Annotated in this window: 23 protein-coding genes and 1 pseudogene; 9 read left to right on the top strand and 15 right to left on the bottom strand. The window is 68.5% G+C overall.

Annotation, left to right across the window (positions count from 1 at the left end; genetic code table 11):
* Positions 1-297: 297 nt before the first annotated feature.
* The 3 genes from OIE69_RS35720 to OIE69_RS35710 all read right to left on the bottom strand — a co-directional run bounded on the left by OIE69_RS35720 (position 298) and on the right by OIE69_RS35710 (position 3,029).
* Positions 298-639: a GNAT family N-acetyltransferase gene (locus OIE69_RS35720; protein WP_326578790.1), complete on the bottom strand. Its 342-nt coding sequence runs from the start codon at positions 637-639 to the stop codon at positions 298-300.
* A 98-nt stretch (positions 640-737) separates the two neighbouring features.
* The gene (locus tag OIE69_RS35715) at positions 738-1,655 is read right to left on the bottom strand and encodes an NADP-dependent oxidoreductase (protein ID WP_326578789.1); all 918 of its coding nucleotides are present in this window, start codon (positions 1,653-1,655) and stop codon (positions 738-740) included.
* Between the two features lie 330 nt (positions 1,656-1,985).
* A complete protein-coding gene (locus tag OIE69_RS35710) occupies positions 1,986-3,029 on the bottom strand; it encodes a zinc-binding dehydrogenase (RefSeq protein WP_326578788.1) in 1,044 nt (347 codons plus the stop codon).
* A 700-nt stretch (positions 3,030-3,729) separates the two neighbouring features.
* Here OIE69_RS35710 and OIE69_RS35705 point away from each other — a divergent pair.
* Positions 3,730-4,359, top strand: a complete 630-nt coding sequence (locus OIE69_RS35705; RefSeq protein ID WP_326578787.1) for a TetR/AcrR family transcriptional regulator — start codon at positions 3,730-3,732, stop codon at positions 4,357-4,359.
* Between the two features lie 9 nt (positions 4,360-4,368).
* Here OIE69_RS35705 and OIE69_RS35700 read toward each other — a convergent pair whose 3' ends face one another.
* Positions 4,369-4,716 carry a GNAT family N-acetyltransferase gene (locus OIE69_RS35700; protein ID WP_326578786.1) on the bottom strand — a complete coding sequence of 116 codons (348 nt, stop codon included), beginning with the start codon at positions 4,714-4,716 and terminating at the stop codon, positions 4,369-4,371.
* 587 nt (positions 4,717-5,303) lie between these two features.
* On the opposite strand from OIE69_RS35700, the gene OIE69_RS35695 reads away from it, so the two are divergent.
* The gene (locus OIE69_RS35695; protein WP_326578785.1) at positions 5,304-7,268 is read left to right on the top strand and encodes a SpoIIE family protein phosphatase; all 1,965 of its coding nucleotides are present in this window, start codon (positions 5,304-5,306) and stop codon (positions 7,266-7,268) included.
* Positions 7,269-7,321: 53 nt separating this feature from the next.
* A pseudogene (locus OIE69_RS35690) lies at positions 7,322-7,875 on the top strand (IS5 family transposase); the annotation flags it as partial.
* 43 nt (positions 7,876-7,918) lie between these two features.
* Here the strand turns inward: OIE69_RS35690 and OIE69_RS35685 are convergent.
* Positions 7,919-8,443, bottom strand: coding sequence for a hypothetical protein (locus OIE69_RS35685; RefSeq protein ID WP_326578784.1), 525 nt, complete (start codon positions 8,441-8,443; stop codon positions 7,919-7,921).
* Between the two features lie 236 nt (positions 8,444-8,679).
* A complete protein-coding gene (locus OIE69_RS35680; RefSeq protein WP_326578783.1) occupies positions 8,680-9,867 on the bottom strand; it encodes a PucR family transcriptional regulator in 1,188 nt (395 codons plus the stop codon).
* Between the two features lie 249 nt (positions 9,868-10,116).
* Between OIE69_RS35680 and OIE69_RS35675 the strand changes: the two genes are divergently transcribed.
* From OIE69_RS35675 to OIE69_RS35665, 3 genes are all read left to right on the top strand, one after another.
* Complete coding sequence (locus OIE69_RS35675) at positions 10,117-10,731, top strand: TetR/AcrR family transcriptional regulator (protein WP_326578782.1); 615 nt, start codon at positions 10,117-10,119, stop codon at positions 10,729-10,731.
* Positions 10,732-10,977: 246 nt separating this feature from the next.
* Positions 10,978-11,334, top strand: a complete 357-nt coding sequence (locus tag OIE69_RS44825; protein ID WP_392567607.1) for an ATP-binding protein — start codon at positions 10,978-10,980, stop codon at positions 11,332-11,334.
* 162 nt (positions 11,335-11,496) lie between these two features.
* On the top strand, positions 11,497-12,711 hold the full coding sequence (locus OIE69_RS35665; RefSeq protein ID WP_326578781.1) for a sensor histidine kinase: 1,215 nt from the start codon (positions 11,497-11,499) through the stop codon (positions 12,709-12,711).
* 117 nt (positions 12,712-12,828) lie between these two features.
* Here the strand turns inward: OIE69_RS35665 and OIE69_RS35660 are convergent, their stop codons facing one another.
* The 5 genes from OIE69_RS35660 to OIE69_RS35640 form a co-directional block, all read right to left on the bottom strand.
* Positions 12,829-14,832, bottom strand: a complete 2,004-nt coding sequence (locus OIE69_RS35660; protein WP_326578780.1) for a SpoIIE family protein phosphatase — start codon at positions 14,830-14,832, stop codon at positions 12,829-12,831.
* 260 nt (positions 14,833-15,092) lie between these two features.
* Positions 15,093-15,749, bottom strand: a complete 657-nt coding sequence (locus tag OIE69_RS35655) for a response regulator transcription factor (RefSeq protein ID WP_326578779.1) — start codon at positions 15,747-15,749, stop codon at positions 15,093-15,095.
* 441 nt (positions 15,750-16,190) lie between these two features.
* On the bottom strand, positions 16,191-16,592 hold the full coding sequence (locus OIE69_RS35650) for a tautomerase family protein (protein ID WP_326578778.1): 402 nt from the start codon (positions 16,590-16,592) through the stop codon (positions 16,191-16,193).
* Between the two features lie 77 nt (positions 16,593-16,669).
* On the bottom strand, positions 16,670-17,458 hold the full coding sequence (locus OIE69_RS35645; protein ID WP_326578777.1) for an acetoacetate decarboxylase family protein: 789 nt from the start codon (positions 17,456-17,458) through the stop codon (positions 16,670-16,672).
* 340 nt (positions 17,459-17,798) lie between these two features.
* Entirely contained in the window at positions 17,799-18,080 is a 282-nt protein-coding gene (locus OIE69_RS35640) for a heterodisulfide reductase-related iron-sulfur binding cluster (protein WP_326581507.1), read from the bottom strand.
* A 210-nt stretch (positions 18,081-18,290) separates the two neighbouring features.
* On the opposite strand from OIE69_RS35640, the gene OIE69_RS35635 reads away from it, so the two are divergent.
* Complete coding sequence (locus OIE69_RS35635; protein ID WP_326578776.1) at positions 18,291-19,316, top strand: helix-turn-helix domain-containing protein; 1,026 nt, start codon at positions 18,291-18,293, stop codon at positions 19,314-19,316.
* Positions 19,317-19,529: 213 nt separating this feature from the next.
* On the opposite strand, the gene OIE69_RS35630 is transcribed toward OIE69_RS35635, so the two are convergent.
* Entirely contained in the window at positions 19,530-20,255 is a 726-nt protein-coding gene (locus OIE69_RS35630; RefSeq protein WP_326578775.1) for a dienelactone hydrolase family protein, read from the bottom strand.
* A 365-nt stretch (positions 20,256-20,620) separates the two neighbouring features.
* A complete protein-coding gene (locus OIE69_RS35625) occupies positions 20,621-21,895 on the bottom strand; it encodes an alpha/beta hydrolase (protein ID WP_326578774.1) in 1,275 nt (424 codons plus the stop codon).
* 355 nt (positions 21,896-22,250) lie between these two features.
* Between OIE69_RS35625 and OIE69_RS35620 the strand changes: the two genes are divergently transcribed.
* A complete protein-coding gene (locus tag OIE69_RS35620; RefSeq protein WP_326578773.1) occupies positions 22,251-22,922 on the top strand; it encodes a sigma-70 family RNA polymerase sigma factor in 672 nt (223 codons plus the stop codon).
* A gap of 437 nt (positions 22,923-23,359) precedes the next feature.
* Here the strand turns inward: OIE69_RS35620 and OIE69_RS35615 are convergent, their stop codons facing one another.
* Complete coding sequence (locus OIE69_RS35615; RefSeq protein ID WP_326578772.1) at positions 23,360-24,010, bottom strand: alpha/beta hydrolase; 651 nt, start codon at positions 24,008-24,010, stop codon at positions 23,360-23,362.
* Positions 24,011-24,711: 701 nt separating this feature from the next.
* Positions 24,712-25,350, bottom strand: a complete 639-nt coding sequence (locus OIE69_RS35610; protein ID WP_326578771.1) for a TetR/AcrR family transcriptional regulator — start codon at positions 25,348-25,350, stop codon at positions 24,712-24,714.
* Positions 25,351-25,502: 152 nt separating this feature from the next.
* Between OIE69_RS35610 and OIE69_RS35605 the strand changes: the two genes are divergently transcribed.
* Entirely contained in the window at positions 25,503-26,465 is a 963-nt protein-coding gene (locus OIE69_RS35605) for a zinc-binding dehydrogenase (RefSeq protein ID WP_326578770.1), read from the top strand.
* Positions 26,466-26,688 lie beyond the last annotated feature (223 nt).

The raw sequence follows: 26,688 nt of genomic DNA, 5'->3' as shown, positions 1-26,688 counted from the left end.
CGGCCGCGCGTCGACGCGCGGCGTCGCCGTCTCGGCCCGCCGTCAGCCTCGGCCCTCAGTACCTACGAGTCGATTCACAATGGACTATATAGTCCGATTTAGATCGCGGCGACGCCGTGGAGGCGCTTTCTGGGTCATCCCGGTGGTGCCGGCCATCGATGCCATCGACACCAGGTTCCCTCTCACGCCGGCCCTCGGTGACTTCCTCACCCGGACCGGCTCGCCGGCGCCTTCTCCCGACCCCACCGCGCACCACCTGATCGCCCGGGAAGCCTCGTTCCGCCGAAGGCGGGCGCCTCAGTTGTGGGCATCGTCGACGGCCGTCGATCCGAGATCGAGGATCTCGCGGAACCGGGGGTGCTTCTCGATGAAGCGATCCACGACGGGACACCGGTTGGTGACTGCCGCGCGCTCCTTCACCAGATCGGACAGCGCCTCGCGGATCAACGCGGTCCCCAGGCCGCGACCCCGATAACCCTCCTGAACGTACGTGTGCGTCAGGCTGTAGTGGGTGCCCTTGCGCTCGTAGGCGAGCAGACCTGCATAGTTGCCGCCTTCTTGAACCTCGTAGAACCTGTTGTCCTCATCCTTGAAGACTCTGATCGAGCCGCTCGCGTCAGTCCACAGCACCTTGGTCATCGCTGTTCCTGTATCTGTGCCGGCCCCGTCTGGATGACGGGGCGATCCTATCGACCATCGAGTGGACTATATCGTCCTCTTAGGGGGTTGATGAGCCTTCATGGACGAACGCGGATGACGGTCTTGCCGCTGACCCGCTCGGTGGGGTTGAAAGCCGCGACAGCGTCATCGAGGGTCGCGACGTTGCCGATGACCGTGCGCAGCCGTCCGTCCCGCACCCGCTGGACCACCTCACGCAGCTGCACGCGATCGGACTCGACAACAAAGTCGATGGCCAGACCGTCCACAGGTCGCGTCTCCGGCGGGCCGGCGATGGCCACCAGCGTTCCTCCGGCTCGGATCAGGCTCGTGGATCGCTTCCCTATGTCGCCACCGATGACGTCGAACACGAGATCAACCGCGCCGACGTCTTCCAGCGTGTCGTTGTCCAGGTCGACGAACTCCGTCGCGCCGAAGTCGAGCACCGTCCGGCGATCGGCGGCACGTCCGGTGCCGATGACGTGAGCACCCGCCTCGCGCGCGAGCTGCGTCACCATCGATCCGACGCCGCCGGCCGCGCCGTGCACGAGGACGCTCTGCCCCGGCTGAAGTCGCCCGTGCTCGAACAGCCCCTGCCACGCCGTCAGGCCCGAGATCGGCAGGCTTGCGCCCACCGTGAAGGCGACATCGCCGGGCAGTGGCGCGAGGTTGCGTGCCTCGACGGCCGCGTACTCCGCCAGTGTGCCGTCGCGAGTCCAGTCCGTGAGGCCGAAGACTCGCTGTCCCACGGACAGCCCCGTCGTGCCGTAGCCGAGGGCACTGACCACTCCGGCGAGCTCATGACCGGGGATCGAAGGTGTTCGGTCGCGGCCAAGGCGGTCCGTCCAGTTCGAGGGCCACGTCAATTCCCCTGGGGTGAATCCGGACGCGTGAACCTCAACAAGCACGTCGTTCCCCGCCGCCTCGGGCCTGGGACGCTCCGCCAGCCTCATTCCGGCCGTTCCCGCGGCCTGATCGGTCACAACAATCGCCTTCATCGGGCATCTCCCTGCATCCCATCGTCGTCCGCGCGCCACACGCGGCCACCCGCAAGTCCTCTAAAGTGAACCAAAAGGTCCACAACACCGATTCAATCTGGACTCTAACAGCATACTCAATCCTCTAACTGGTCCGGATGGTCCACTAAGGAGTGCCCCGTGCTTCCTCTCAGGACCCGGCGGGCCCTCCGCGGATCGCTACCAAGGCGCCCCGGCGGCGGCGAGCGGGCGGCTGGTCACCGGGGCCCGCACGACCATGGGAATCTCCCGGGGGCCGACTCACAGCGGGTGTGGGGTGCGGACTGCGCCACACCCCACCCGTGTCCGGGGTCAGGGCTTGATGAGCACCTTCAGGCTCCTGCGGTCTGCCATGTCCTGGTAGCCGGTCGGGACGCCGTCGAGGTCGGTGGTGGCGTCGAAGACCTTCCCGGGCTCGATCGTGCCGCTCAGGACGTCGGGCAGAAGTCCTTCGATGTAGGCGCGGGCCGGTGAGGGGCCGCCGGCCAGGCGGATGTTGTGGCGGAAGAGGCTGCCGATGCCGATGGGCGCTTCCTCGTACTGAGGGGCGCCGACCCGGCTGATGACCCCGCCCGGCCGGATGATGCCAAGGGCTTGATCGTAGGCGGGCCTGGTGCCGACGGCCTCCAGGACTACGTGCGAGCCGTACCCACCGGTGAGCTCGCGGACCGCTTCGACACCCTCTTCGCCTCGGGCGGAGACGACATCGGTCGCACCGAACTCGCGACCCAGGTCGGTGCGCACCTGATGGCGGCCCATGAGGACGATCTGCTCGGCACCCAACCGTTTGCAGGACAGGACCGCCATCAGGCCGACTGCCCCGTCGCCGATCACGGTGACGCGGGTGCGCTCGTTGACTCCACCTGACACGGCAGCGTGGTAGCCGGTACAGAAGACGTCGGAGAGTGTCAGCAGTGAGGGAATGAGCGCCGAGTCCGCGGCGACGGGGAGCTTGACGAGGGTGCCGTCGGCCAGAGGAACACGGATGGCTTCGGCCTGGGCGCCCTCTTCCGCCTCGCCGTCCCAGAAGTTCGCCTGCGGATGGATACAGGAGCTGGGCAGGCCCTCACGGCAGAACTCGCAGGTGTTGTCGGAGATACTCCAGGGTGAGACAACCAGGTCGCCGCGCTCGACGGTGGTCACCTCCGATCCGGTGTCCTCAACGATGCCGATGAACTCGTGGCCCATCCGTGCGGGACCGTCCTCGGGCTTCAGCGAGGCATACGGCCACAGGTCCGTGCCGCAGACGCAGGATGCGGTGATCCGCACCAGGGCGTCGGTCGGGTGCTTGATGACGGAATCGGGTACGTTCTCGACGCGGACGTCGCCGGCGCCGTACATGAGTGAAGCGCGCATCAGTGATACTCCTTTTCCAGGTGGTGCCTGCGGGAGTGGTGGTGCGTATCAGCTGGCCGCGGAGCGGAGAATGCTGCCGCCGGACTTGTGGCCTTCCGTGTCGAGCCGGGTTCGCCCTGCCCGCCCGCACCCTTCTCCAGTGATCACACAGCGCCAGCGTCGATTACGGAGCAGCGTCGTTTACCGTGGCCGAGCTGTCAGGACGCGGACTCGTCGAAGCGAAGCAACAGCCGCCGGTCGGACTGCGCAGCCTCTCGTACCGCAAGAGTTGTCACTGCGCTCAGAACGCCACCGATAATCATCGGTCATCAACTCCATAAGGTCTGGAGCCCGCCGTCCCCTTCCGTTATAACGCAAACTAGAGGACCATGTGGTCCATGTGGTGGACGCCTGTGAATCTCGCCGCCGGCGGGGTCTTCACCGCGTTCGCGGGGACCTGATGTGTGCCGGCGCCGACTGCCGCCCGGAAGTCATCGTGCGGGGAAGTCGGGCCACATTCGGCCTTCCCACGGTTCGCATCCAGTGAGAGGCGGAGGTGGTCCGTGTGACGGACAAGTCACACGCACCGGCGAAGGCCGCACCTCATGTGCTCGACGGCCCGGTGGGCAGGGAGCAGCCGACCGATACCCCCAAGCGCGGGTCGGCACCGCGCTCAGACTCTCCCGCAGACCCGGTGATCGCGCGTAGTAATATCGGGCACATGTCCGTAGATGATGCTCCTAGGCAAGAGCGGCGCCTGACCTCGCGTGGGGCTGTCACACGCGACCGCATTGTTCAGGCCGCTGCCGACCTTTTCTACGTGAGGGGCGTCAACGCGGTCTCACTCGACGACGTACGAGCGACGAGCGGGACGAGCAAATCCCAACTTTATCGCCACTTCGCGGACAAGGACCAGCTTGTCCACAGCGTCATCGAGCTGCGGACCGATCAAGTCCTGAACCGTGATCGCCAGATGCTGCAGCGGATGAATTCCGTTCGCGCGCTCGAGCGATGGAGTGACAAGCTCATCCATCTCAACTCCTTGCAGGACGGTGCCTACGGGTGCGCGCTGGGCTCGCTCGTCAGCGCGCGTGCGGCGCAGGACCCGACGTCGAGGAGCAAGCTCGGCGAGACGTTCGCCGAGTGGCAGCAGCTCATCTCAGCAGGCTTGAAGCGCATGCAGGAGAACGGCTCACTGCGTGAGGACGCAGACCCGGAGCAGCTCGCCACCGCTGTCATGGCCGCCTTGCAGGGTGGCTATTTGCTGGCTCAGACCGCCCAGGACGTCGAGCCGATGCGCGTCTCCATGCAGATGGCGTTGAACTACGTACGCTCCTACGTCGTGGACTGATCCGGATCCTCAGCTCGATGAAGGCGAGACCCAGGTGCCGGAATGTTTCGCGTCGACCAGGCTGATGTATTCGGGATTCTTGTGTATGAACCTGTCGACGACCGGGCAGTAGTTTGAAATGGTGTTTCCGTGGATACGCAAGGAGTCCAAGGTGCTCTTGAGGAGGACGCTGGAGAGACCTTGCCCTCGGAATGCGTCGTAAATGACCGTGTGCATCAATACGCGTCGATTGCCGATCACTCGGTAACCCATGCGGCCAGCCGTCTCACCGGCTACGGAGATCTCGTAGCGATGCTCCTTCTCGTTGTTGCTCACCACCACGGACGATTCCGCGTCTGCAAACAGTACGTCGGGCATCTCAGTCCTCCGGTCCATCGCGAAAGCCTCGTAGTGGGAAAGTCGCCAGAAGTCGATCGGCGGCTGCAGTGAAGAGGTTCGGCCTCTGACCGAGTCGGCGTAACGGCCGCCTGCTCCGGCTCCGGCTCAGCGTGTTTCAGCCTAAGCGAAGTGGACGAAACAGTCCAGTCTGCGTCCCGGGCCGGCATCCCGTCGGCGCACACTGCGACCCACAAGGGAGGCTGGGTCCCTGCTCGCATGCGCTGCTCCTCAGCAGCCGCGCTCCGCCCTGTTGGGGAAGGGTTCACCCTTCTGGATCCTGCGCGGAGCGACACCGGACGCCCCATCCATGGCGCGCAGAAGCCGCCTTACGACTCACCGGCCATCGCGGGTACGCAGACCGCGGTCGTGTGTTTCTCGACGACACCCCAGGGATCGCAGGTCACGGATGCCGCTTCAGCGGCGAGCTCCCTGCAGGTAGACCTGCTGCCGACCGGTACCGCTCAGCTTCGCGCCCCGCTCCCAGCGGACGCGCGACCTGCTCCGCGGCAGATAGGATTGTTACGTCTATCGGGGCATATCGCTCGACGATGGTCAGGGAGCGGCAGATGGACGCCTCGGACGAACTCCTGCAGAGGGTTACACCGTCGGCTCTTTTGACCCTGGACGGGGTCATCCGCCGCCTCAACGCCGCGATGGCCACAGCGCTGGGCAGACCCCGGGAACAGTGCGTAGGCCGCGGCTTCACTGATCTGCTGTCCGAAGATCAGCGCATCTCGGCTACGAGCCTGCTGGCTCACGGGGCCACGACGAAAAGACTCGCGATGCGGGTGCTGGAATTCCCTGGAACGGGCGAAGCGTCCGTGGTCTGCCTTGTCGAGGCGCGGCCCGTGACGGACCCCGCGGGTGGCGAGCGGCTTGTGTGGCTGCACTCGTTGGACGCGCGACACGACCTCGGCGGCCTGCTGATCCCGTTTGACCTTGCGGCCAAGGCCGCCGGCCTTGGCCTTTTCATGTGCTCACCCGATGAGCACCGGATCGAGTGGCTGGGCGGCGAGCCCGCCCTGGCCGCGCTCTTCCCTCAGGCGTCGATGTCCTTGTCCATGGTGATCCGGCGAGTCCACCCCGATGACCGAGAGGACGTGCAGCGGCTTGTCCGCTCGTCCGTCGCCCAGTCCCCCTGGATCAGGTCGCGGTTCCATACCGAGCACGACGGCTGGCGCATGCTGGCCAGCCAAGCCCGCCGGATCACGCTGGGATACGGCGGTTCCCAACGGGTCTTCGGGGTGATCCGCGACGAGTCCACGATGGAGGCGCGCCGAAAGGACATGCTGGCTGCGGTGAGGGCGGAACGGCAGCGCGCCGATGAGATCGCCGCGTTCTCCTCAGCCCTGTTCACTGCAGCCACCGAGCAGGAGCTGCAGCAGGTTGTCCTGACTCGGCTCGCAGCGGCCTTCGGCGGTTTCGGCGCCCTCTTCGCGCTCGTCGACGACGGGCGTCTGCGGGTCTCCTCGGACGCCGGGATCCCCACATGGCAGGCCGATGCCCTGCTCGGTCCGTCGCTTGATGAGGACCGGCCGTTGCCCTGTGCGATCCGTACGGGTCAGCCGCAGTTCGTCGCCAACCAGGAGGAACTCGCGCGGTGTTGGTTGAGCGATGCCAGTGTGGCCCAGACACCGCCCGGCCCCGATGTCGCCGTGTCGATCACTCCTCTCAGCCCGGCGGGCGACCGCCCACTCGGGGCCTGGGCAGTGACGTACGACAGTAAGCACCCTCCGTCCCTGGAGAAGCTCGCCTTCATGACCACTCTGGCCGAGCTGGCGGGCCAGGCCCTGAGGCGCATCAGGGTGCAGCAGGCCCACGTCGAGCTGTCCACGGCGGTACAGCAGAGCATGCTCCCCACGCTGCCCGAGCACCTGCCGGGCCTGGAGGTCGCCGCCCGATATCAGCCCAGCCGGGACGGGCTGGACATCGGCGGGGACTGGTACGACGCGTTCTTCCTGCCCGATGGCGCGGTCGCACTCGAGATCGGCGACGCCCAAGGGCACGACGTCGATGCCGCGGTTTTCATGGGTCAGGTGCGCTCGTCCATGCGCGCGATCGCCGCCCACGAGCCCGAGCCGGGAACGGTGTTGACACGCACCAACGAGTTGCTCGCCACGATGGACGCACCGCGCTTCGCCAGCTGCACCATGCTGCACATAGATCCGCGCGACGGTCAGGTCATCGGCACCAGCGCAGGCCACGTTCCGCTGCTCCACGCGCACGACGACGGCAGCCACTGCGTCCGCACACTTCCCGGTGGGCCAGTCCTGGGAGTCCTGCCCGATATCGACTACCCCGAGGAGACCTTCACTCTGGAAGAGGGCACCGCGCTGATCATGGTCACCGACGGCGTGGTCGAAGGGCCGGGCCTGACACTGGAAGCCGGACTGGAACGAGCGGGAACGCTGGCCGCCCAAGCCCTCCACGACCAGCTCGATGCCGAGGCGATGGCAGACCTGATCCTCGACGCTGTGGCCGCCGTAGACCACCTCGACGACGTGGCCGTGCTGGTTGTCCGGCGCGCCTAGGAGCTGTCCGGCCGATCATGTGACTGTCGCCTGGTCGGATCGTTGTTCCCGCTATGGGGCGAGTTCAGCGTGGTGATCTGTCGGACGAGGAGTGGGAGCGGCTATGGCCGTTCCTGCCGGTGAGCAATGGTCGGTGCGGGCGGTGGCGTGATCACCGGCAGGTGATCGACGGGATTCTTCACCGGGTTCGAACCGGGGCTCACTGGCGCGATCTGCCGGAGCGGTTCGGGCCGTGGAAGACGGTCTACGAGCGCCATCGGCTCTGGTCTGCCGACGGCACGTGGGAACGTCTGCTGCAACAGGTCCAGGCCGAAGCCGATGCAGCCGGTGAGATCGACTGGGACGTCTCGGTGGACTCCACTATCGTGCGTGCACACCAGCACGCGGCTGGCGCCCGCACCGACCCGCCGCCGGCCCTCACTATCTCAAAGGGGGAGAAGGCGCTGGAACACCAGCGCGAAAGTCCGTGGCAGAGCCTCGTCGGCCGGCTGGTGGAGGTGGTGCGGGAGGCGAGGGCCTGGGCCGCTCGCGCGGCGGCTTCACCAGCAAGATCCACCTGAGCGCGGACGGCTACTGTCGCCCGCTGTCCCTGATCGTCACGCCCGGGCAGCGAGCCTTGGCGAATGCTGCTGCGCTCGGTGCGAGCGAGCTCACCCTCCGGCCGGGCCTTGCGGCGCGAGGGCGTGGCAGGCCTCCCATGCCGCGTTGAAGTGCTTCTTCGTGAACGGCGTCATGTCCGGTATCAGAGCAGTCCGCGGGTCCGGGTCGGGATAATCGGGCAGTCCGTGCTCACGTACACAGGCCGAGAAGTCCCTGTGCCTCTTCATGTCCTCCGGGCTCACGTACAACGACACGGTGTTCCCCTTGCCCGCACGCGACTCGCACGTCTTGAAGGCGGGGTCGGTCACCGGCAATGCGCTGCCGTCCGCCATTCGGGCGAACATGGAGTTCGCTTCCGGCTTCGGGTCGGGATTCCTCGCGTCGACGCCATGCTTGCGCAGACACTGCGCGTACTCCGTCCACCCGGCCACGTCGAAGGGGCCGCTGTACACGGAGGTGTACTCGTGGTCCGCTCCGTCGACGGCGTTGCCTGTCTCGACGTTCGAGACCAGGGTCGCCGCCGCGGCGGCCAGCACCACAGAGGTGCCGAGCGTGCGCTTGACAGAGGTACGCATCAATAGACTCTCGTTCCATGGGATTCGGATGGGCCGGGAGCTGACCCCGTAGCGGCAGCCGCCCTTCCCGTGCTTGATCCCATCCGACCAAACCCCCTGTGAACGAGGCGTGAGACGTCCACTGCTCAGCATCTGTTCGGTTGACCTCGCCGTGGGCGCCGGCCTCCGGGTCCCCCCGCCGGGACGGGGCCCACAACCTGCCGGCTGCCCAGCTCAGGGCGGTGCCCGCCACCGGATCAGGGCCCGGGGTTCTCCGGCGGATACAACACGATGGCGGCAAGGGAGCGGGCCAGCCCGTCCCAGCTGCGAGGGTCCCAGCCTGTGTGGTGGTGCCAGCGATCCAGCCGGTAGGACACGGTGTTGGGGTGCAGATGCAGGACCGCCGCACTCGCGCTGATCGAGAAGCCGTTGTGCGCGAAAGCCAGGACGGCCTCGGCGAGGCGTGGATGACTGCGCGGCACCGTGGAGCGCACGAGAGGAGCCAACCGGTCACGCTGGGGCAGGAGCGTGGCGATGAGCCATTTGTCGTCGAAGGACACGGTGCACCCGCGGTCCCGGGCGACCACAAGTGCCCGTTCGGCGTCGCCGATGCTCTCCGCGGCACCCGTGAGTCCGGCCCTGGGCATACCGATCCCGACAACCGGATCAGTTCCCGCAGGCAGCAACTCCCCGGCATCCGCGATGATCATTCCCTGCACCAGGATGACTATGCGCTCGCCGTGGATCACCGCGTGGAGCGCGCCGCCACCCGTGCGTAGCTTCCTCTGCAAAAGGTCGAAGTGGGTGTCGGACCAGGCTTCGACAGGTGCGCATGCGGCCTGGAAGGAGGCGTAGGGATCGAAGTCCAGAGCCCGCGCCATGCTCAAGCCGTCTTCGCCGTGCGCGCCGTCGGCGTAGAGGGCTTCGATGAATCGGTGCCGAAGTTCGACGAGAGCCGTTTCCCGGACGCGGCTCGTCTCGGAATAGCCCTCGGCCACAGCGCCGCACATGTGCTGCACCCACACCCAGGTCTGGTCCACCAGTTCCAGCAGGGCGATCAGGGCCGCCGTGTCCCTGTTGCGGGCCTCGCGGCGCAGCATGCTCCACAGATACCGGTAGCCGATGTGGAAGCCCGTGATGACCGCTTCCATGGGAACGAACTGCCGGGCCCGCCTTCGTCCCAGTTCTCGAGCGGCCTCGATCTCGTATCCGGTGGGCGGTCGCCTTTCCTGAAGCGAGGTGAGGAACGCCTGGTACTGCTGCAGCACCGTGTTCTCGTGGTCGGCGCGCGGCATCCCTTCGAACGATCCGACTTGGCCGCGAATGTCGTCCACGATGGCGGGCACCACATCATCTGTCTCCCGAGCTGCCCACCGGTAGAGGGCGGAGAGTTCCGCAGCAACGGCATCATCAGCTCCCGAGAGATCCATTTGTTGTGCGCTCACGACAGTCCTGACCCTTCGAACGGATGACGATTTCCACGGTACCGCAGCGCCCCACGCCTCATTCCCGCGGCAGAGATGGGCAATCAGGCCCTTTCTCTTCGCACGCATCCATTCGGCCGATCTCGCCCTGTGGAGGTCACAAAACGAATCCCTCCATTCCGGCCCGGCCTTTGACCTCAGCCCGCACATGGCTCGGCAGCGCAACAGCAGGTCCTTGACACCAAACGAAACGATACGTATCGTTTCCGTATGGTACTGGAATTCTCCTCGGGCCCGCCGACGGGCGGGCCGCGGTCCGCATCAAAGATCCTCGACGCGGCACGGGATGCCCTGTCGGCACAGGGCTACCCGGCACTGACCATCGAAGCCGTCGCAGCCGCCGCAGGCGTCGGCAAGTCGACCATCTACCGCTGGTGGCCGAACAAGGAAGCCCTCATCGCCGACGCCCTCGCCGAGATCTTCCGCGCCGAGGAGATCCCCGACCTCGGCGACACCCGCGCCGAGCTGCGCCACGCCGTCGACATGACCATCGACAACTACACCAACGAGGACATCGCCGCCTCACTGCCCGCCCTCGCCGCCGGCCTCCTCCCCCACCCCGAACTCATGGCCCGCTTCCGCGAGACCTTCCTCCACCGCAAACGCGCGAACATCGCCACCGCGCTACGACGCGGCATACAACGCGGCGACCTCCCGCACGACCTCGACACCGACCTCGTCCAGGACATCTGGGCCGGCACCATCCTCTACCGGCGCCTCATGACCAACACCGCCACCGACACCGCCCTCGCCGAGCACCTCACCCGACTCGTCACCGAGAACGGCTCCGGCTTCGCCCTCCGCTCGGGCATGCCCTCCGCGTGAGCTCCGCACCTCCGGCGATCATGAAGTCGATGCGAGTTCCTGTGATTTCCACAAGAACGCCTACCTGAATTCTTCGCTCCTCCCTCTACCCTCGCCACGGAAGATGCGAAAAAATCAAGGTGAAGCCCTTTCCTCGGCCGGCAGTGACTCCAACCCACTGACAGGAAGGAATCCCGGCTTCCCCCCGTCGCGATACGGCCCATTGCTCTTCCGTCGCGACGGTCGCCTTTCCGGATTCGAGTCGGCATGCATGGTCAGCTGTCGGTCGGATCGAATAGGGTCCCTGCCTGCTCCACGGGCGGAATCGAATCCGGAAGGGCACGCCAGAGAAGTCGAACCGGGAGCCAGCGAATGCCCGACGGCACCATGGAACGCCTGCCCACCGAGTCGGCCGCGGGCAGCGGTCCGGGCCTTTCGATAGTCCGAGCCGTCGCCCACGCCCACGGCGGTGACGTCGATGCCGTACCCCGTTCGGGCGGCGGCATCACCGTGACCGTCTCCTTTCCCACCCGGGTCCCGGGCAGCACACGACCGCACGGGCCTGCACGTGCCGGGTCGCCGCGCCGGCGCTGTCCGAGCAGAGCAGCGGTGAGCCGCGTGTGAGCCCGAATGCTCACATCCGGCTCACCGGCGGATGCGGACACTGAGGGCGGTAGCAGCAACGGATCCATGAGAGGCGGGCACGAGATGCGTCCTCTCGCGGCAATACGGCAGTCGATCTCGCGCGGCTCTCCGCACACCCCCGGGCCCGGCTCACCCGCGCCCTTGAGCAATGGCGCCCAAGTTCAACGCTGTTCAAGGGCATACGGCCGCGACGCGTCGGACTCGACCATCGGCCGGCGCTGCCGGCAGCCGATGCTTCTCCCCATCCGATGGATCGCCGCACACCGCGGCAGTCTTCGCCTGCGACTGACGGCAGTCTTCGGTTTGATGTTCTTCATCGCCAGTTCCGCGGTGCTGGCGGCCACGGCGCTGCTGGTCGTCCGCTACTGGCACTTCAACTTCGCCGGTGCGTCGCCGGTGGTGAATCCGCACGACATGAACGAGGACATGCTGTGGATGCTGAAATGGGGATCGCTGGTCGTCACTTGCGTAGGGCTCTCGGCCACCGCCCTGGGCTGGGTGGTGGCCGGACGGCTGCTGCAGCCGCTCACCCACATCACGCATACCGCCGAGCGGATCGCCGGGCGCACGTTGCACCGGCGTATCTCCCTCGAAGCGCCGCCCGGCGAGATCAAGAGTCTCGCCGACTCCTTCGACCGCATGCTGGAACGTCTGGACGAGTCGTTCGCCGGTCAGGGCCGCTTCATCGCCAATGCCGCACACGAGTTGAAGACACCGCTCGCGCTCAACCGCACGCTCGTCGAAGTGGCCATGAACCGCCACGACGCCACGGCACCTCTGCGCCACCTCGGTGAGGACCTGCTGAAGGTCAACGCCCGCCAGGAGCGTTTGATCGACGCCCTCCTCGCACTCGCCCGCTCGGACAGCGGCACCGTGGAGCGCCTGCCCACCGACCTTCGCCTCGTGGCCGAGGCGGTCCTCGATGCCGCCGCGGCATCGGCGCGAGAAGCCGGAATCGCCCTGTGCAGCGATCTCGGTGTCGCACCACTGCAGGGGGACCCCACCCTGCTGGAGCAGCTCGCGCGGAATCTCGTCGACAACGCCATTCGCCACAACCATCACGGCGGCGCCGTCCGCGTCATCACCCGCGTCACCCCGGAAGCAGCGGTGCTGACCGTCACCAACACCGGGCCCACGATCGCTCCGCACGAGGTGCCCACTCTCTTCCAGCCCTTCCGCAGGCTCACCGACCGCGTCGCCTCCGCCAAGGGCAGCGGCTTGGGCTTGTCCATCGTCCAGGCGATCGCCCACACGCACGACGGCGAAGCCAACGCCACCCCGCACCCGGAGGGCGGTCTGACCATCACCGTCACCCTCCCTCATCGATCCCAGGACCAGGTACATCAGCCCCGGTAGCACGGTCCGATCCGGAACGGACCAGGCCGGCTCACGCTCTCGACATCTTCATTCGGGTCAGGATTCGGGTCGGGCCGGCATGAGAACCCGTCAGGTAGGCGGTACTCAACGCCGTCGTCACGCAGCCGTCAGCGTCTGCTCGGCCCAGATCGTCTTGCCGACGTCCTCATAGCGGGTGCCCCAGCGGTCGGCGAGGGAGGCCACAAGGAACACGCCGCGGCCGTCCTCGTCCTGCAGGCGGGCGTGACGCAGTCGCGGGGCCGTGTCGGCGTCGTCCGTGACCTCCACGGTCAGCACCCGGTCACGTATGAGGCGGAGTCTGATGGGTCCTTCGGCGTGCTCGATCACATTGGTGGCGAGTTCGCTGACGATCAGTTCCGTGACAGGGGAGCACTCCTCCAGTCCCCACCGCGCCAGCCGGTCCCGCGCTGCCCGACGCGCCTCGCGAACGGAGATCGCCCGGACGGGGAAAGTCCAGGAAGCGACGCTGTCGGCGTCGACGGATCGGGTTCTGGCCACCAACAGCGCCGCACCGTCCTGCGGAGTGCTGCCACGGAGGACCTGGTACGACACCTGGTCGCAGATGTCGTCAGGGGCCGCAAGGGGTTGGGCCACCGCACCTCGTAGCCGGTCGACGCGGTCCCTGGCCTCGGACGGATGGCGATCGGCGCTGCCGTCGGAGTAGAGCGACAGGAGACTGCCCGGTGCCAACTCCACGCTGACGACCTCGTGCGGCCGGCCCTTGCCGAGAGCCGCGCCACGAGGCACGCTGAGCGTGCCCACGACGCCCTCGGGACTGGTGACGAGTGGGCTGTCGTGACCGGCGGACGCAGCCGTGCATCGGAGCGTGACCGGGTCGTACGTCATGTACAGGCAGGACGCGGTGAACGGCGGCCGCGCGCGGTGGAGCGTGGCCGGGTCCGCCTCCTGCTCGCCCGCGAGTCGCTGGGCCACATCGTCGAGGTGAGCCAGCAACTCGTCCGGCGGCAGGTCCATCGCGGCCAGGGTGGAGGCGGCCGTCCGCAGCCGCGCCATGGCGACAGACGCCTGCAGGTCCTCTCCCGGCACGTATCCGATGATCAGACCCACACGGCAGCTTGACAGCGGGAGCACCTCGAACCAGTGAGCGCCGTAACGGCCGACCCGATAGCAATGGGAGGCTTCCACAGCGGAGAGCCGTGGCGTCTCACGGGGCAGCAGGGTACGTTGGAGAGCCGTGGCGACCACGTGCTCGCGGGTGAAGCGGCGTGCGTTGTCGATGCAGACCGCCGTGAAGGACGCGAGTTGCGTCGCCAGCGACAGATCGTCGTCGCCGAAAGGTCGGGGGCTGGAGCGGGTCCGGTAGAAGCTGACCAGGCCCAGGACCAGGCCGTGCACGGTGAGCGGTGCCACGATCATCGAGTGCGCCCCGGAACGGACGATGAACTCGGCCCGCATGCGGTCATGTACCAGCCAGGCGCCCGACGCCGTCGCCAAGTCGACCAGCCGCGGCCTGAGGTCCGCCAGGGCCCGCGTGTAGGGCGTGTGGGACGTGAACTGGCTGGCGCCGCCGACCGGATAGGCCCCGTACTGCCCCTCATGGGACGCGAAGGCGGCGCGCCGCATCGGGAGGTGTGCCGTGACGGGCCCGAGGGGGGCGTCCCCGTCGAACACGGACTCCGCCAGATCGACGGCGACCGCGTCGGCGAAGACCGGGACCGCCATGTCTGCCAGCTCCTGGGCGGTACGGGGTGCGTCGAGTGTGGTGCCGATCCTGGACCGGGCCACGGCCATGAGGTCCGTCGCCTTCTGCTTGCGGACCTGCTCGGTGACATCGTGGACCATCGCCGCGACGGCGCCCGGCACCTGACCGTCGCATCGCAGTGGGTAACCGGTGACGGAATACAGGTGCTGATTTCCCGGGTCGTCGGCCGGGACCGCCGGAATCGTACGTTCCCGGACCACGTCATGGGTGTCCAGAACCTCACGCATGATCGGCGACAGTGCGATCCGGGTGTCCAGGTCACCCAGGCTGGCTCCGACCACTTGCGCCTCAGGCATGCCCCGCAAGGCGAGGATGGCGGCGTTGGAGCGAAGAATCCGCAGATCCGGACCGTACACCTCAAGGCCTGTTCGGGCCATCCCGAACAGTTCCTTCTCGAAGGCCTCCGCTTCTTCTTGCGCAGGCACCTTCGGGAAACGCGGTTCGGCATGTCGGTGTCCACGAGGCATGACCGACCTCATCTTTCCTCGACAACGCCAGTAAACCCGCCTCCGGACCGATGGGCCAACCGGGAACGGTGGCGCATGGCGTCCAGTGCGGGCGCAGGTGCCCTGAGGGTGCGCTCTCTTCCGGCTGTCGCCGAGCGCGCAGGCATCCACGGGGCACGAGTGCCAAGGACTCAGCGGATGCGGTATCCGACTCCGGTGACGGTCTCCACGACACCCGGCTCGCCGAGCTTGCGCCGCAGGCCGCGGATGGTGACCCGCACGATCGTGGTGAACGGGTCGATGTTCTCGTCCCACACCCGTTCCAGCATTTGCTCGGCCGAGACCGGGCCGCCCTGCGCCCGGAGCAGTTCCTCGAGAACCGCGAACTCCTTGCGCGACAGCGGTACGAAGCGGCCGTCGCGGGAGGTCTCGCGCAGGTGCGGGTCGAGCCGGATTCCCGCGCGCTCCAGGACCAGCGGGGCCGGTGGCCGCACCCTGCGGCCCAGCGTCCTGATCCGGGCCACCAGCTCGGCGAACGCGAAGGGCTTGACCAGGTAGTCGTCCGCCCCCAGGCGAAGGCCGGCAACGCGTTCCGCGACCGTCGTCGAGACAGTCAGCATGAGGATCCTGACCTCGGCCCCTTCGGAGGCGGTGCGTCGGCAGACTTCGTCGCCGTGCAGCTTCGGAAGGTCTCGGTCCAGCACCATCACGTCGTAGTCGTTGATCGCCAGCCGTTCCAGAGCCGCCTCGCCGTCATGGACGACATCCACCGCGAAGGCCTCCTGCCGCAAACCTTCGGCTATGGCACCCGCGAGCAGTTCCTCGTCCTCCACGACCAGCACCCGCACCTTGCGTCTCCCATCAGCCGTTTCTGCGCCATCAGTAGGCGGCAGCCATCTCTTTGCGTCTGCGCCGACGGCGCTTCTCCGGCCTCGCTGTCGGCCGGCACGAAGGCAGCCCGTCCTCCGCTGGATCGCGGCCGGACGGCTGTGCGGCCCGGGCGTACGCGCGCCTCTGCGATGCGTCCAGGTTCGCCGCCGCTCATCCCTTGTCCCGGGCCGGGAAAGTGGCGCGGAAGGCCGGCAGCGGCGCTCCATTGCCACTATGCAACGTGCCGCGTGAGGACAGTGTGAGTCCTGGTGCTCACCGCTGCTTCACCGGAGGCGTTGTGAGGTTCGAAGCATGAAGCACCGTCGCAGCAATCACCGCCGGGCAAAGAGGCGGCGCAGGGTTCTTGTCGTCCCCTGGTCTCCCAGCCTGGGGCGCGGGCTGCGCGGACTGTAGCGCCGCTACACCTCTTGCCGACTCATCCATTCCTTCTCATGGCCGGGGTCCGGCAGCACCTGGCCGCCTTCGACTGCGGACCGCGCAGGGCTGTCCTGGATCACCACCAGAACGCTGCGCTCGGGAATCCCGGTGACGCGGGAGGCGGCCGCCGACAGCTCCAGCGCCAGGCGTGTGGTCGACTCCTGCGGGTGGCCTCGTCGAGCCCACCCAGTGATCAGCAACGGCGCTCCGGGTTCTCCGCCGACGTAGACGCTGTCCCGGGGCAGTTCGGTGAAGACGACGTTGACGTAGGCGGGCGGCACATGGTTGATCTCCGAATGGATTCGGGTGATCTCTCCGGCCAGTTCCCCCTTCGTTGCGCCTTCCAGCGTCCCCTGAGCAGTGGTGCAGGTGTAGATCGGCACGTCAGCTCCTGATGTGCGAGGGCTGCGGGCATCCCCCTCGACGTGAGGGGCATGTCTGGCTCGTCGGATGGTGGGGGTCAGTCGGTGAGGGTGGTGAGGTCGGTGACGGTGTAGGCGAGGTCGAAGTGGAAGCCCTTGCCGACGCGTTGGACGGGGAGGTCGGCGAGTTCTTCGCCGTGGGCGGGGAGGAAGGCGAGGTCGGCGGTGCCGGCCCAGGCGTCGCTGACGGCGGGGTTGTCCAGGACGGCCATGACGAGTTCGTGGACGGCGGGCCGGTCGTGTTGTCCGGCGGTCAGGTTGGGGAAGTGGCGGAGGTTGACCAGGGGGCGGCCCATGAGTGCGGTGGGGTCGGGGACGGGCTGCTGGAGGGTGATGGTGGCCTCGGCGATGCGCTGTCCGGCGGAGGAGGCGCTGGCGCCGAATCGTCCGCCGGGGCCGAGGACGGGGGTGCCGGGGCCGCCGACGGTGTAGGCGCGGGTCTGGTGGACGGCGCCGAGCTTCTTGGGGAAGCCCTGGACCCAGCCGCGGGCCATGGCGGAGTCGTTGTCGACGTAGATGTAGGGGCACCAGGAGACGGGGGTGCCGTCGTGGTGGGCGTCCAGGGTGATGAAGAACTCGCGGTACTGGGAGCGCGCGGGATCGAGGTACTCCAGGTTGGTGGAGGAGTACTGCCAGTCGATGAACATCGCCACGCCGCGGCCGGCGGAGTCCGGGTCGGGGGTCAGGCCCCGGGGCAGGGTCGCCGCGGCCGCGTCGGGGTCGGTGAAGAACTCGACCGCGACCACGGTGCCGGCGTAGTGCCACGGAGGGGCCGGCGCCAGGTTCGCGATGCCGCGGGGCGAGAGGGGGACGGTGTAGCCCTTCATGACACGCACTCCTTCACGAGAGAACCAGGCGAAACGATACGTATCGTTTCGCTGAGAGCGACAGTAGCAGGCACTGACCGAGAAGCGAAACGATACGTATCGTTTTACTTCTCCACTCGTCGTTACTTCCGGTGGGGTGGCCGGTGGGCCGCGGTCTGCTTCAAAGATCCTCGACGCGGCACGGGATGTCCTGTCGGCAGGACTGCCGGGCACTGACCACCGAAGCCGTCGCGTCCGCCGCGGGCGTCGGCAAAAGATCCCCGACCTCGGCGCGAGGTGTCGGCCCGGCCCAGACTCCATCGGCCCACCGGGCTTCACGTCCACCGCTGCGAGGACCGGCTCAGGCAAGGCACGGCCGACACGGGCGGCCGGTGGCGTGGCGCAGTCCCATCTCGCAGGTGCGGTTGGCCGACAGGTAGGCATCCGCGGGAGTCTCGTCCAGGACGGCTTTCTCGTCCCGTGTCGCGGACCGGACCAGCTCAGGGTGGAGGAGCCCTCGGTCGCCGGCCGTGCCGCAGCAAGTGGTGGCGACCGGGATCAGAACCTCGGCGGCGAGTTGTCCCGCGATGGCCTCCAGGGTCTTGTTCAGCCCCAGATGCGCCGTTGAGCACGTGGGGTACATCGCCACACGGCTCACCTGCCTGGTGATGGTCAGTGCCAGCGGGAATCCCGCAGTCTCCGCGCCACATACCGACGGGTGTCCCGCACACTCGCCCGGCCGGCCACCCAAGGCCGCGGCCGGACCTTACGGTGGCAGCGTAAGGGGTCCCCGATGTCGCGCCCCGCGCAGCCTCCAGGGGCCCAATGCCTCCTGGCCATTGGCGAGGACATCGTGATCCAAGCATTCTGCACCGACAGAAAACCACCCGCCGAGCGGGCCGAGTACTGGACGGACGCCGTGGGCAAGGCCTTCATCCGGCTGGAGGTCCACACGCGGGGGGAAACCAAGATCCACGGCACCATACGACAGGCATGCGTCGCGGGCATCCAGGTCGGATCCCTCGAGGCGAGCCCGCAACGGATGGTACGCACCGCGCCACTCATCGCCGCGGACGGCGACGACTCGCTGGTGGTGAGCCTCCAAAGGACGGGGGACGGCATCGCCACCCAGGACGGCCGGGAAACGCCGGTCGCCGCCGGCCAACTCGTCATCCTCGACACCCGCAGGCCCTACGCCCTGGACTTCACCTGCCCCGTACGACAACACGTCGCCACAGTCCCCCGCCAGTTGGTGGAGCTCCCCGACTCGGCTCTGCTCCTGACCACCGGCCGGGCCTACTCCCCCGGCCAGGGAATCGGCGGAATCCTCGCGTCGTACGTGAACGGACTCGTCACCATCACGGACCGCTGCATCCGCGCACCGGCCCACTGCAACTTCGCACCGGCCTCCACCGAGTTCCTCAGGCAGGGGATCGTCGACGTGCTCACGGCTCTGATCGCCCTGGAGGGAACCACCGGAGAACAGGTCGCGGTGGAGCAAGCGCTACTGCAACGCCTCCGCGCATACATCCGCGCCCACCTGGACGAGCCCACCCTCACCCCGGCGTCGGTCGCGGCGGCACACCACATCTCCGTCCGCTACCTGTACCAGCTCTTCCAGGACGAGCCCATGACCGTCAGCCGCTGGATCAAGCGCCTCCGACTGGAAGCCTGCCGCAGGGATCTCCTACGTCCCGAACTCGTGGGGCAGACGGTGGCGGCGATCGCGCACCGCTGGGGCTTCGCCAGCCACGCCCACTTCAGCCGCACCTTCCGTACGGTCTACGGCCTCTCCCCCGCGCAGTGGCGGCAGGCCGGCGTCCCGCAGGCTGCACCCCTGCAGGCCACCGGCCCCCTCACCCGGCACCCTGACAGGTGAGAAACCCGGGGTCACCGCGGCGCCCAGCCGATGGCGGCGCTGGAGGCCGAGCGCCGTCGCGATCGGCCGGCACCGGCGACCGCCGGTACCGTCGCGATCGGGGCGGCTGTGCATCTGCCGGCCACCGCCGTCAAGGACCGCCGGGACCTGTCCTCGACGGCGGCGTACCGGCCGGCACCGGCTACCGTCCGCTGCCCGCCGGGCGGCCCGGCCTCACTTCAGGTGCCGGTCCAGGAAGCGGCACCCGTCCTCCAGCTCGAACCAGGGGGTACCGGTGTGCCCTCCCAGGTTGGCGTGCAGCGTCTTCTCCTTGCTGCCGAAGGCGTCGAACAGGTCCAGGGCCCGTTGCCGGGGGTTCCCTTCGTCGTCCCACTGCAGCAGGAGCAACAGCGGAATGGTGACCTGCCTGGCCTCCTCGCGCTGGGCACGAGGCACATACCCTCCGGCGAAGAAGCCCGCGGCCGCGATGCGCGGCTCGACCACCGCCAGCCGAATGCCGAGGGCGGCCCACCCCCCGGAGTACCCGACCGGGCCGCCGATCTCGGGCAGTTCAAGGAGGGCGTCCAGAGTGGCCTGCCACTCCGGAACCGCGTTCTCGACCAGCGGGCCGATGAAGGACTCGAAGATCTCGTCGACCGGCTCACCGGCCTGCATCGCCCGCCGGAGGTCGGCACGGGCCTGCTCGTCGGCGGCGGAACGGGGACGGTCGCCGCACCCGGCGGCGTCGATGCCGGCCACCGCGTAACCGCGCGCGGCGGTGTACCGGGCCCGGGCCACCATCCGGGGTTCCGCCTTGGGCAGGCCGTTGTTGTGGGCCATCAGAACCAGCGGGAGCGGTGCGGCGGATTCAGGCGTCCACAGGGTGCCGGGGATGTCGCCGAGGGTGAACTCGCGCTCGAGGACGCCGTCGTCGAGACGCTGTTCAGAGGTGAAGTGCATGGTCGAGCCTTTCGGGAGTGCTCTTGAACGGCGCTCCCGGACGACCTACCGCCCGACCGTGACCCCGGGGAGGAGCACCCATGTCGAAACTGCGTTCACGGGTACCACCTCCTCGTTCACTCGCACGGCCTCCGGGAGAGTAGCAACGGTCGCCGTGGTCCGCCAACGGGTTTTGGCGGAGGCACCCTGGCAGCACATAACGCGTCCGCCACCGCCACGGCCGCCTGTTCCTGCCCGGTGTACCGACGTTGAAGGGTTCACCACGTCGCCGAGCTCGAGCTGACCGCCTCGCGGTCTCACCCGGTGCTGCGGCGGGTGCTGTTCCTTCTCCCGGCAAGCCCGGGAGAAGGAACAGCCGCGCGACGTCAGGGCCGGCCGGCCGTCACGTCAACGGGGGCCATGTGTGCCGGCGGGTGGCGCCTGCCGGTCAGCATCGCGTCGAACCGCTTGTCGCCGGTGATATACCGCCGGAAGAAGGCGTCGATGTAGGCGGCGCCGACCTGGCGTTGGTCGGCCTCGGTGAGTTGGGCCTCGTAGGCGGACTCGCCGGGCTCGGTGCACTGGCCGGGGCGATTGTCGTCGTGGCCGGCGTCGTCCCAGGCGGCCACCTGTCGGCTGTCCGGTGACCATTGCGTGTTGAAGTGGTTGTGGTTCGCACCGTGTATCTCGATCCGGTCGAACGGGGCGGTGCTCTTGGCGGTCGCGTCGGCGGCGAAGGAGAGGGCTTCCCGGCCGACCTGGCCGTCGCAAGTCCCCCGGATCACGGCCATGGGCGTCTTCGTGATCTCGTACGCGGTCATGTCCTCGGTCATGACGTTGTAGGCGGGGGCGAGCGCCATGACCGCCCTGACCTTGACGCCGGCGGGCAACTGGGCCTTGTGGTGGTCGGCTGCCTGCCATGTGACGCCGGCGCCGCCGCGCGAGTGGCCCAGGGTGCCGACCCTGTTCAGGTCGACGTGGTGCCGGAAGTCGACCCGCCGCGGCTCGCCCGTGGCCGCGTCGCGGAACGCGCCGACGAGACCACCGCGGCCCGTTGCGTTGAGCTGCTGCCACAGGGCGAGGTGCCTGTTGACCAGGTCGGCCCGAGCGGAGGCGTTCTCGTCGCCCCACACCGACGAGGCGTTGATGCCGTTGGCACGGACGGACACCACGATGAAGCCGTGTCGGGCCAGTTTGTCGCCGAGGTAGTCGTAGCCGCGGTCGTTGGCGATGGGGCGCGTGCCGGGGGCGCAGGGCCAGCTGAACAACTTCTGGTTGGCCGCGGACCACGCGTCCCGGTCCTCGGCCTGTTCGGCCGCGTCGCGGGCTGCCGCTGCCGCCCGGTCCGCGCAGGTCTCGTGCCAGCCGTGCAGGAGGACGACGAGTGGCCGCGGGGTGGTGCCAAGGCCCTTCGGGTAGTGCACGGTCGCGGCGAGCTCGACCGGTTCCCCGGTCTCCGGCAGCGTGTAGGCCCGGTCACCCAGGTCGTAGGTGAGGGTGGCGACGCTCTGCGGACCATGGGCGGGAGTGCCGTGGGACGCGGCGGAAGCGGGGCTTCCCGCCAGTACCTGTGGCAGGAGGAGGGACGCCGTCGACGCGGCGAGTGTGCAGGACCGGAGCAGCCGTCGGCGAGGAACGGCTGGTGAGTCGTTGTGCTTCAAAGATGGTCTCCATGAGCGGTGGCGTCGGCGGGCGGCTGCCGTCCGCCGGATGATGGCTTCAGTCCGACAGACGCCCGACGAGGCCCGAGGTTGCGGGGTCCGTGGATCCGGCGTGGCCGGGTTCCGGCCTTCCCGTCTGTGGCGCCCTGCGCTCTGTGACGTGTGAGCGAGGCCGCATTCTCCCGGAATCCGCAACGTCTTCCGGCCCCGGACGTCTCTAGGGGAGGAGGGTCCGCCTCCGCATGCCGACACGACATGGTGAGGTACGCATGACCCCGGATGCCACCGCCGTCACGAGTGCACTCAGGCAGCCGACCGGCGCCGATGTCCCGGCTGGGCAGAGGGTACGTCGGCGATGAACGTGGCCGCGCAGCCCCATGCTGCTCCGCTTGTGCCTGCTCGCACCGGGGCCGGCAGGCTTCGTCATCGCTGGGCACATCTGCTGCTGAGGCTTTCCGAAGGGCGACGGCACAGCGGGCACCGCGTACTCGCGCTCGAACCCACCCCCCAGGCCGCGTCCGACCGGCGCCGCGGTGACGTCACCCCCGACATCAACGATCTGTACCACCACCGCAGGCTGTACTACGTCCGTATGGCCCTGCTCCTCGTGGACGACCATCCCACCGCCGAGGACGTGGTCCAGGACGCGTTCACGGCCATGTTCCGCCGTCACGGCGCAACACTCACGGACCTGGCCGACCCCGAGGCGTACCTGCGGACCAGCGTGGTGAACGGCGCGCGCTCAGTGCTGCGCAGGCGCCGGACCGCACGCGCGCACGTGCCGGAGCGGCCGGCCCCCGTCCCACCGGCTGACGAGGGTGTTCTGCTGAAGGAAGAGCACCGCGAGGTGCTGGCGGCGCTGCATTCGCTGACCCGACGACAGCGCGAGGTCCTGGTGCTGCGATATTGGTCGCATTTGTCGGAAGCCCAGATCGCCGAAACGCTCGGCCTGTCGCGCGGGGCGGTCAAGTCCACGGCCAGCCGGGCGCTGACCGCCCTGGCCAGGAAGTTGGAGGCAACCCGATGAGCGGGCAATCCGGCCCCCACGGTACGGACCGGCTGGAGGACGTCCTGCGTGAGGCCCTGGCCGCTCGCGCCGCCACCATCAGTGCCGGAGATCTACGTCCGGCGCAGCCGCCGTCCTCGACCGGCGTGCAGCGGCGCCACAGGCTCCGGCCCGCCGCTGCCACCGCGGTCGTGGGACTGGCGGCCGCGGTGGCAGCAGCCGTGTTCCTCATGCTCGGAACCGACGAGCGGCCGCGGGATCCTTCAGTGGTTCCGGCCGGTCCGTCGATTTCCCCGACCGGTGATCCCAGCCCGACGGCGTCACCGGGTCGGAAGACCTCCGCACCCGTTCCCGCACCACCCTCCGCCGGCCCTGCCGAGCGTTCGGGGCCCGCGCTTCCCGAGGTCGCCCCGAGGTAGCCGCTGGAGCGCCGGACAGGTCTCCCTCTCCCGGCGCCGTCAGCGGGCGTAGACGGCCTCGACGAAGCGGATCACCCGGTCCTTCAGTGCCGCCCCCTGGGGGCTCTCATGGATCATGCTGGTCCCGTGGAATCCGCTCGGATCGATGACGAGCTTCTTGTCCTTCGCGGCGGAGGCCGCGTACAGCTCACGGACCTGCTTCTCCACGGCGCCGTTCATGTCGCCGGGTGAGACGACGAACAAGGAGGGCGTGTCGATGGTCTTCACCGCGGCCACGCCGTCGCCGCCGCAACGGGCGGGAGAGGACATGATGAGCAGCCCCACCACAGGCACAGTGCGCTCAGCGCCGACGATCGCCGCGGTGGTGCCGCCGCACGACGCCCCTCCGACGAAGACCCGCTCGGCGCCCAGGCGCTTGAGTTCGGCGAGGGCGGCGCGGGCGTCCCGGGCGATGTGCTCGTTGTCCTCGGGCACCTCTTCCGAGGCGCCGTGATTGCGGTACTCCGGGATCATCACGTGATATCCGCGGGAGGCGAGCTCCTGGCCGATGTCGAGGAAGGAGCAGATGCTGTAGCCCTGCTCGTGGTCGAGGAGCACCCCGTCGGGACCTTCGCCGAGTTCGAGGGCGGACAGATGCACTCCGTCACTCGTGGTCAGTGACGTCGCCTTGTCCCGCAGGGCTTCGGGCACGCAGGAGTTGACGAGGTAGCCGGTGCTGCTGCGAACCGTCCTGTCGGGCCAGCTGGGGGTGTAGGACGCGGGCGGCCGGGGAGTGGGCCGGGTGGTGCGCGCTTCTGGGTCCCGCCCCGAGGGTCCGCGGGGTGACGGCTCGGCAACTGCCGACGTGTGTACGGAGCTCGGCGCACGGGACGCGTCCGGCCCGGCGGAGCATGCCGCCAGTACACCGAGACACAGCAGCGCGACCAGGATCGTACGCGGATCTCTTCTCACTGTTCTTCCTTGCCTCTCCCGCTTGGGTGTCCGAAGGGCCCTCGAGAGGCGCCGCCGAGTACGACACGTGGTCCCGGCGGCATGCGGGTTCCGAACATCGCTTCGCCATGACAGACGTGTGGCCGCTGCGAGGGTTGCAGGTGCCCTCGGCGTTTTCACGCCGCGCGCGGTTGCGTCCTGCGGGAGCGTCGGGGCCCGACGAGCCGATCGCCCGTGGGCCCGGCGATGCCTGAGCGCGGCCACTCCACAAGGACGGCACCGGTGACGCACGCCGGGCGCGCACCGGTGAGGGTGGGACATGATGGGCGGGCCCGTCTCCGCGCTCCCCGCGGCCCCGTCGCCCCGGCCGTTCTGGACGAGGCCCCTGCGATGGGGCACTTCCCCCAGGTCGAAGCCCCCGAGCTCGTCGGCCCGCTCCTGTTCCGCCGGCTCGACGGCAATCAGCGAAGGGCACCGCCCGCCGGTGCTCCGGTCGCCAGTCGTGCCGCCGGCGGGAGGGGTGCGTGGTGAGGGCGGGCCTCGAGCGCCTGGATCGCCAGTCCTGCGAACCGTCGCGAGGCCGTGACCTGCGTGTCGGTCGATCGAGTGTGGATGCCCTTGTTGGCCATGAGGATGAGGATGAGGTCGTCCAGCACGAAGTCGGAGCGCAGGCGCCCCTCTTCCTTGGCTCTCCGGGCCAGTCCGGCGACTGCCTTCAGCGTGTACTCACGTCCCGCGACATCGGGCGCTCCCGGGAAGGCCGACAGGAAGGCCTCGGTAAAGCCCCGATCGCGTGCGTGCAGCTCACAGATCTTCTCGATCACCAGGCACAGGCCACGCCACGGATCGGGGTCTGCGCACCCCTGGTCGACGATGGCGCGGCATGCGTGCAGCTGGTCGGCGAAGGCCTCGGCGACCAGCATCTGCTTGGTGGCGAAGCGACGGTACAGGGTGGCCGGTCCCACCCCGGCACGGCGCGCGATCTCCCGCATCGGCACCTCCAGGCCGTCGGCCGAGAACAGCGCTCGGGCCGCGTCGAGGATGCGGTCGCGGTTGTCCTTCGCGTCGGAACGCAGCTTCTGAGGCAGACGGTCGGGCACGCTCTCACTTTACCCAAGCGGACGGGGGCGTCCGATTACCGTCCACGACGTAAGAGCTCGCCGGGACCATCGGGCGATCGGTGGCGAGTAGGGCGAGTGCGGCGAGTACGCGGCAGGGTCGTGCTGAGCGGTCCATGAATGTGGAGACGACAATGAAGGCAATCGCGATCAAGACGTTCGGGGGTCCTGAAGGCCTGGCTGTCGTCGACCTGCCGGTGCCCGCGCCTGCTGCCGGGCAGGTGCTGGTCGCCACCGAGGCGGTGGGCGTCGGTGGTGTCGACACCGTGATCCGGAGTGGGGCCCTGGCCGCCTACGGCTTCAAGGAGGGCTTCGTCCCGGGCAGCGAGGTGGCGGGCACCGTGACAGCGGTCGGTGACGGCGTCGACACGTCGTGGATCGGCCGACGGGTGTGGGCCTTCACCGGTACCGGCGGGGGTTACGTCGAGCAGGCCCTCGTACCGCTCGGGCAGATCCTTCCCCTGCCCGGCAGCCTGTCCGCCGTCGACGCGGTGACGCTGGGCAGCGCCGGGGCGGTGGCGCACTTCGGGCTTCGTCACGCCCGGTTCGCTCCCGGGGAGACTGTCCTGGTGCGCGGCGCGAGCGGCAGCATCGGGATCATGGCGGTGCAGCTCGCGGCTCGGCGTGGTGCCGCCGCCGTGGCGGTCACGACATCGTCGGCCCGGCGCGGCGAGCAGCTGCGCCGTCTCGGGGCGACCCACGTGCTGGACCGCTCGGGCGGCGGAGGGGAAGACGCTCCGGCCGGCTATGACGTCATCATCGACGTCGTGGCCGGAAAGGACATGCCGTCGTTCTTCGACAGGCTCAACCCGAACGGCCGCATGGTGGCCGTGGGCGCTGTCGGAGGCCGGCCGCCCGCGGACTTCGGCACGAAGATCATGGCGTCGTTCCAGAAGTCGATGTCCTTCGCCGCTCTCAGCACGGCCACCGTCCCCCCGGCCGACCTGCGTGCCGTGCGCGGCGAGCAGTTCGCCGCAGCCGGTCGCGGCGAGATCGAAACGGTGGTGCACGAGGTGCTGCCCATGGACGAAGCCGTGCTGGCGCACCGGAAGATGGCCGCTGGTGAGGTCTTCGGCAGGATCGTGCTGACGCCGTAGTCGAAGGCGCCCACTCCGAGATCGTCACGGTCCCCCGCCCGGTCGAGACGAGGGAGTCCGAGCGCGGCAGGGGCCCCGGCCCCTGCCTGGACGCCCTGCGCATCAGCCGGCGCCCTGCGATCAGAGTGCGCGCCGTACCGTGCCGTGCGCGCGGCGGATGACCAGGAGGGAGCGTCCTGGCACAAAGCATTACTCAATGCAACAATTTCTCTCGAAGGGATGT

It is taken from the genome of Actinacidiphila glaucinigra (genome assembly GCF_035918135.1).
Lineage (GTDB): Bacteria > Actinomycetota > Actinomycetes > Streptomycetales > Streptomycetaceae > Actinacidiphila > Actinacidiphila glaucinigra.
The sequence above is the reverse complement of the archived record's forward strand: the minus strand, read 5'-3'. Positions and strand labels throughout refer to the sequence as shown.

What these genes read in the sequence shown, in the direction of transcription:
- OIE69_RS35720 (WP_326578790.1), bottom strand. Translation starts at nt 639, where the DNA reads ATGACCAAGGTGCTGTGGACTGACGCGAGCGGCTCGATCAGAGTCTTC.
- OIE69_RS35715 (WP_326578789.1), bottom strand. Translation starts at nt 1,655, where the DNA reads ATGAAGGCGATTGTTGTGACCGATCAGGCCGCGGGAACGGCCGGAATG.
- OIE69_RS35710 (WP_326578788.1), bottom strand. Translation starts at nt 3,029, where the DNA reads ATGCGCGCTTCACTCATGTACGGCGCCGGCGACGTCCGCGTCGAGAAC.
- OIE69_RS35705 (WP_326578787.1), top strand. Translation starts at nt 3,730, where the DNA reads ATGTCCGTAGATGATGCTCCTAGGCAAGAGCGGCGCCTGACCTCGCGT.
- OIE69_RS35700 (WP_326578786.1), bottom strand. Translation starts at nt 4,716, where the DNA reads ATGCCCGACGTACTGTTTGCAGACGCGGAATCGTCCGTGGTGGTGAGC.
- OIE69_RS35695 (WP_326578785.1), top strand. Translation starts at nt 5,304, where the DNA reads ATGGACGCCTCGGACGAACTCCTGCAGAGGGTTACACCGTCGGCTCTT.
- OIE69_RS35685 (WP_326578784.1), bottom strand. Translation starts at nt 8,443, where the DNA reads ATGCGTACCTCTGTCAAGCGCACGCTCGGCACCTCTGTGGTGCTGGCC.
- OIE69_RS35675 (WP_326578782.1), top strand. Translation starts at nt 10,117, where the DNA reads ATGGTACTGGAATTCTCCTCGGGCCCGCCGACGGGCGGGCCGCGGTCC.
- OIE69_RS44825 (WP_392567607.1), top strand. Translation starts at nt 10,978, where the DNA reads ATGCATGGTCAGCTGTCGGTCGGATCGAATAGGGTCCCTGCCTGCTCC.
- OIE69_RS35660 (WP_326578780.1), bottom strand. Translation starts at nt 14,832, where the DNA reads ATGGCCCGAACAGGCCTTGAGGTGTACGGTCCGGATCTGCGGATTCTT.
- OIE69_RS35645 (WP_326578777.1), bottom strand. Translation starts at nt 17,458, where the DNA reads ATGAAGGGCTACACCGTCCCCCTCTCGCCCCGCGGCATCGCGAACCTG.
- OIE69_RS35640 (WP_326581507.1), bottom strand. Translation starts at nt 18,080, where the DNA reads ATGTACCCCACGTGCTCAACGGCGCATCTGGGGCTGAACAAGACCCTG.
- OIE69_RS35630 (WP_326578775.1), bottom strand. Translation starts at nt 20,255, where the DNA reads ATGCACTTCACCTCTGAACAGCGTCTCGACGACGGCGTCCTCGAGCGC.
- OIE69_RS35620 (WP_326578773.1), top strand. Translation starts at nt 22,251, where the DNA reads ATGAACGTGGCCGCGCAGCCCCATGCTGCTCCGCTTGTGCCTGCTCGC.
- OIE69_RS35605 (WP_326578770.1), top strand. Translation starts at nt 25,503, where the DNA reads ATGAAGGCAATCGCGATCAAGACGTTCGGGGGTCCTGAAGGCCTGGCT.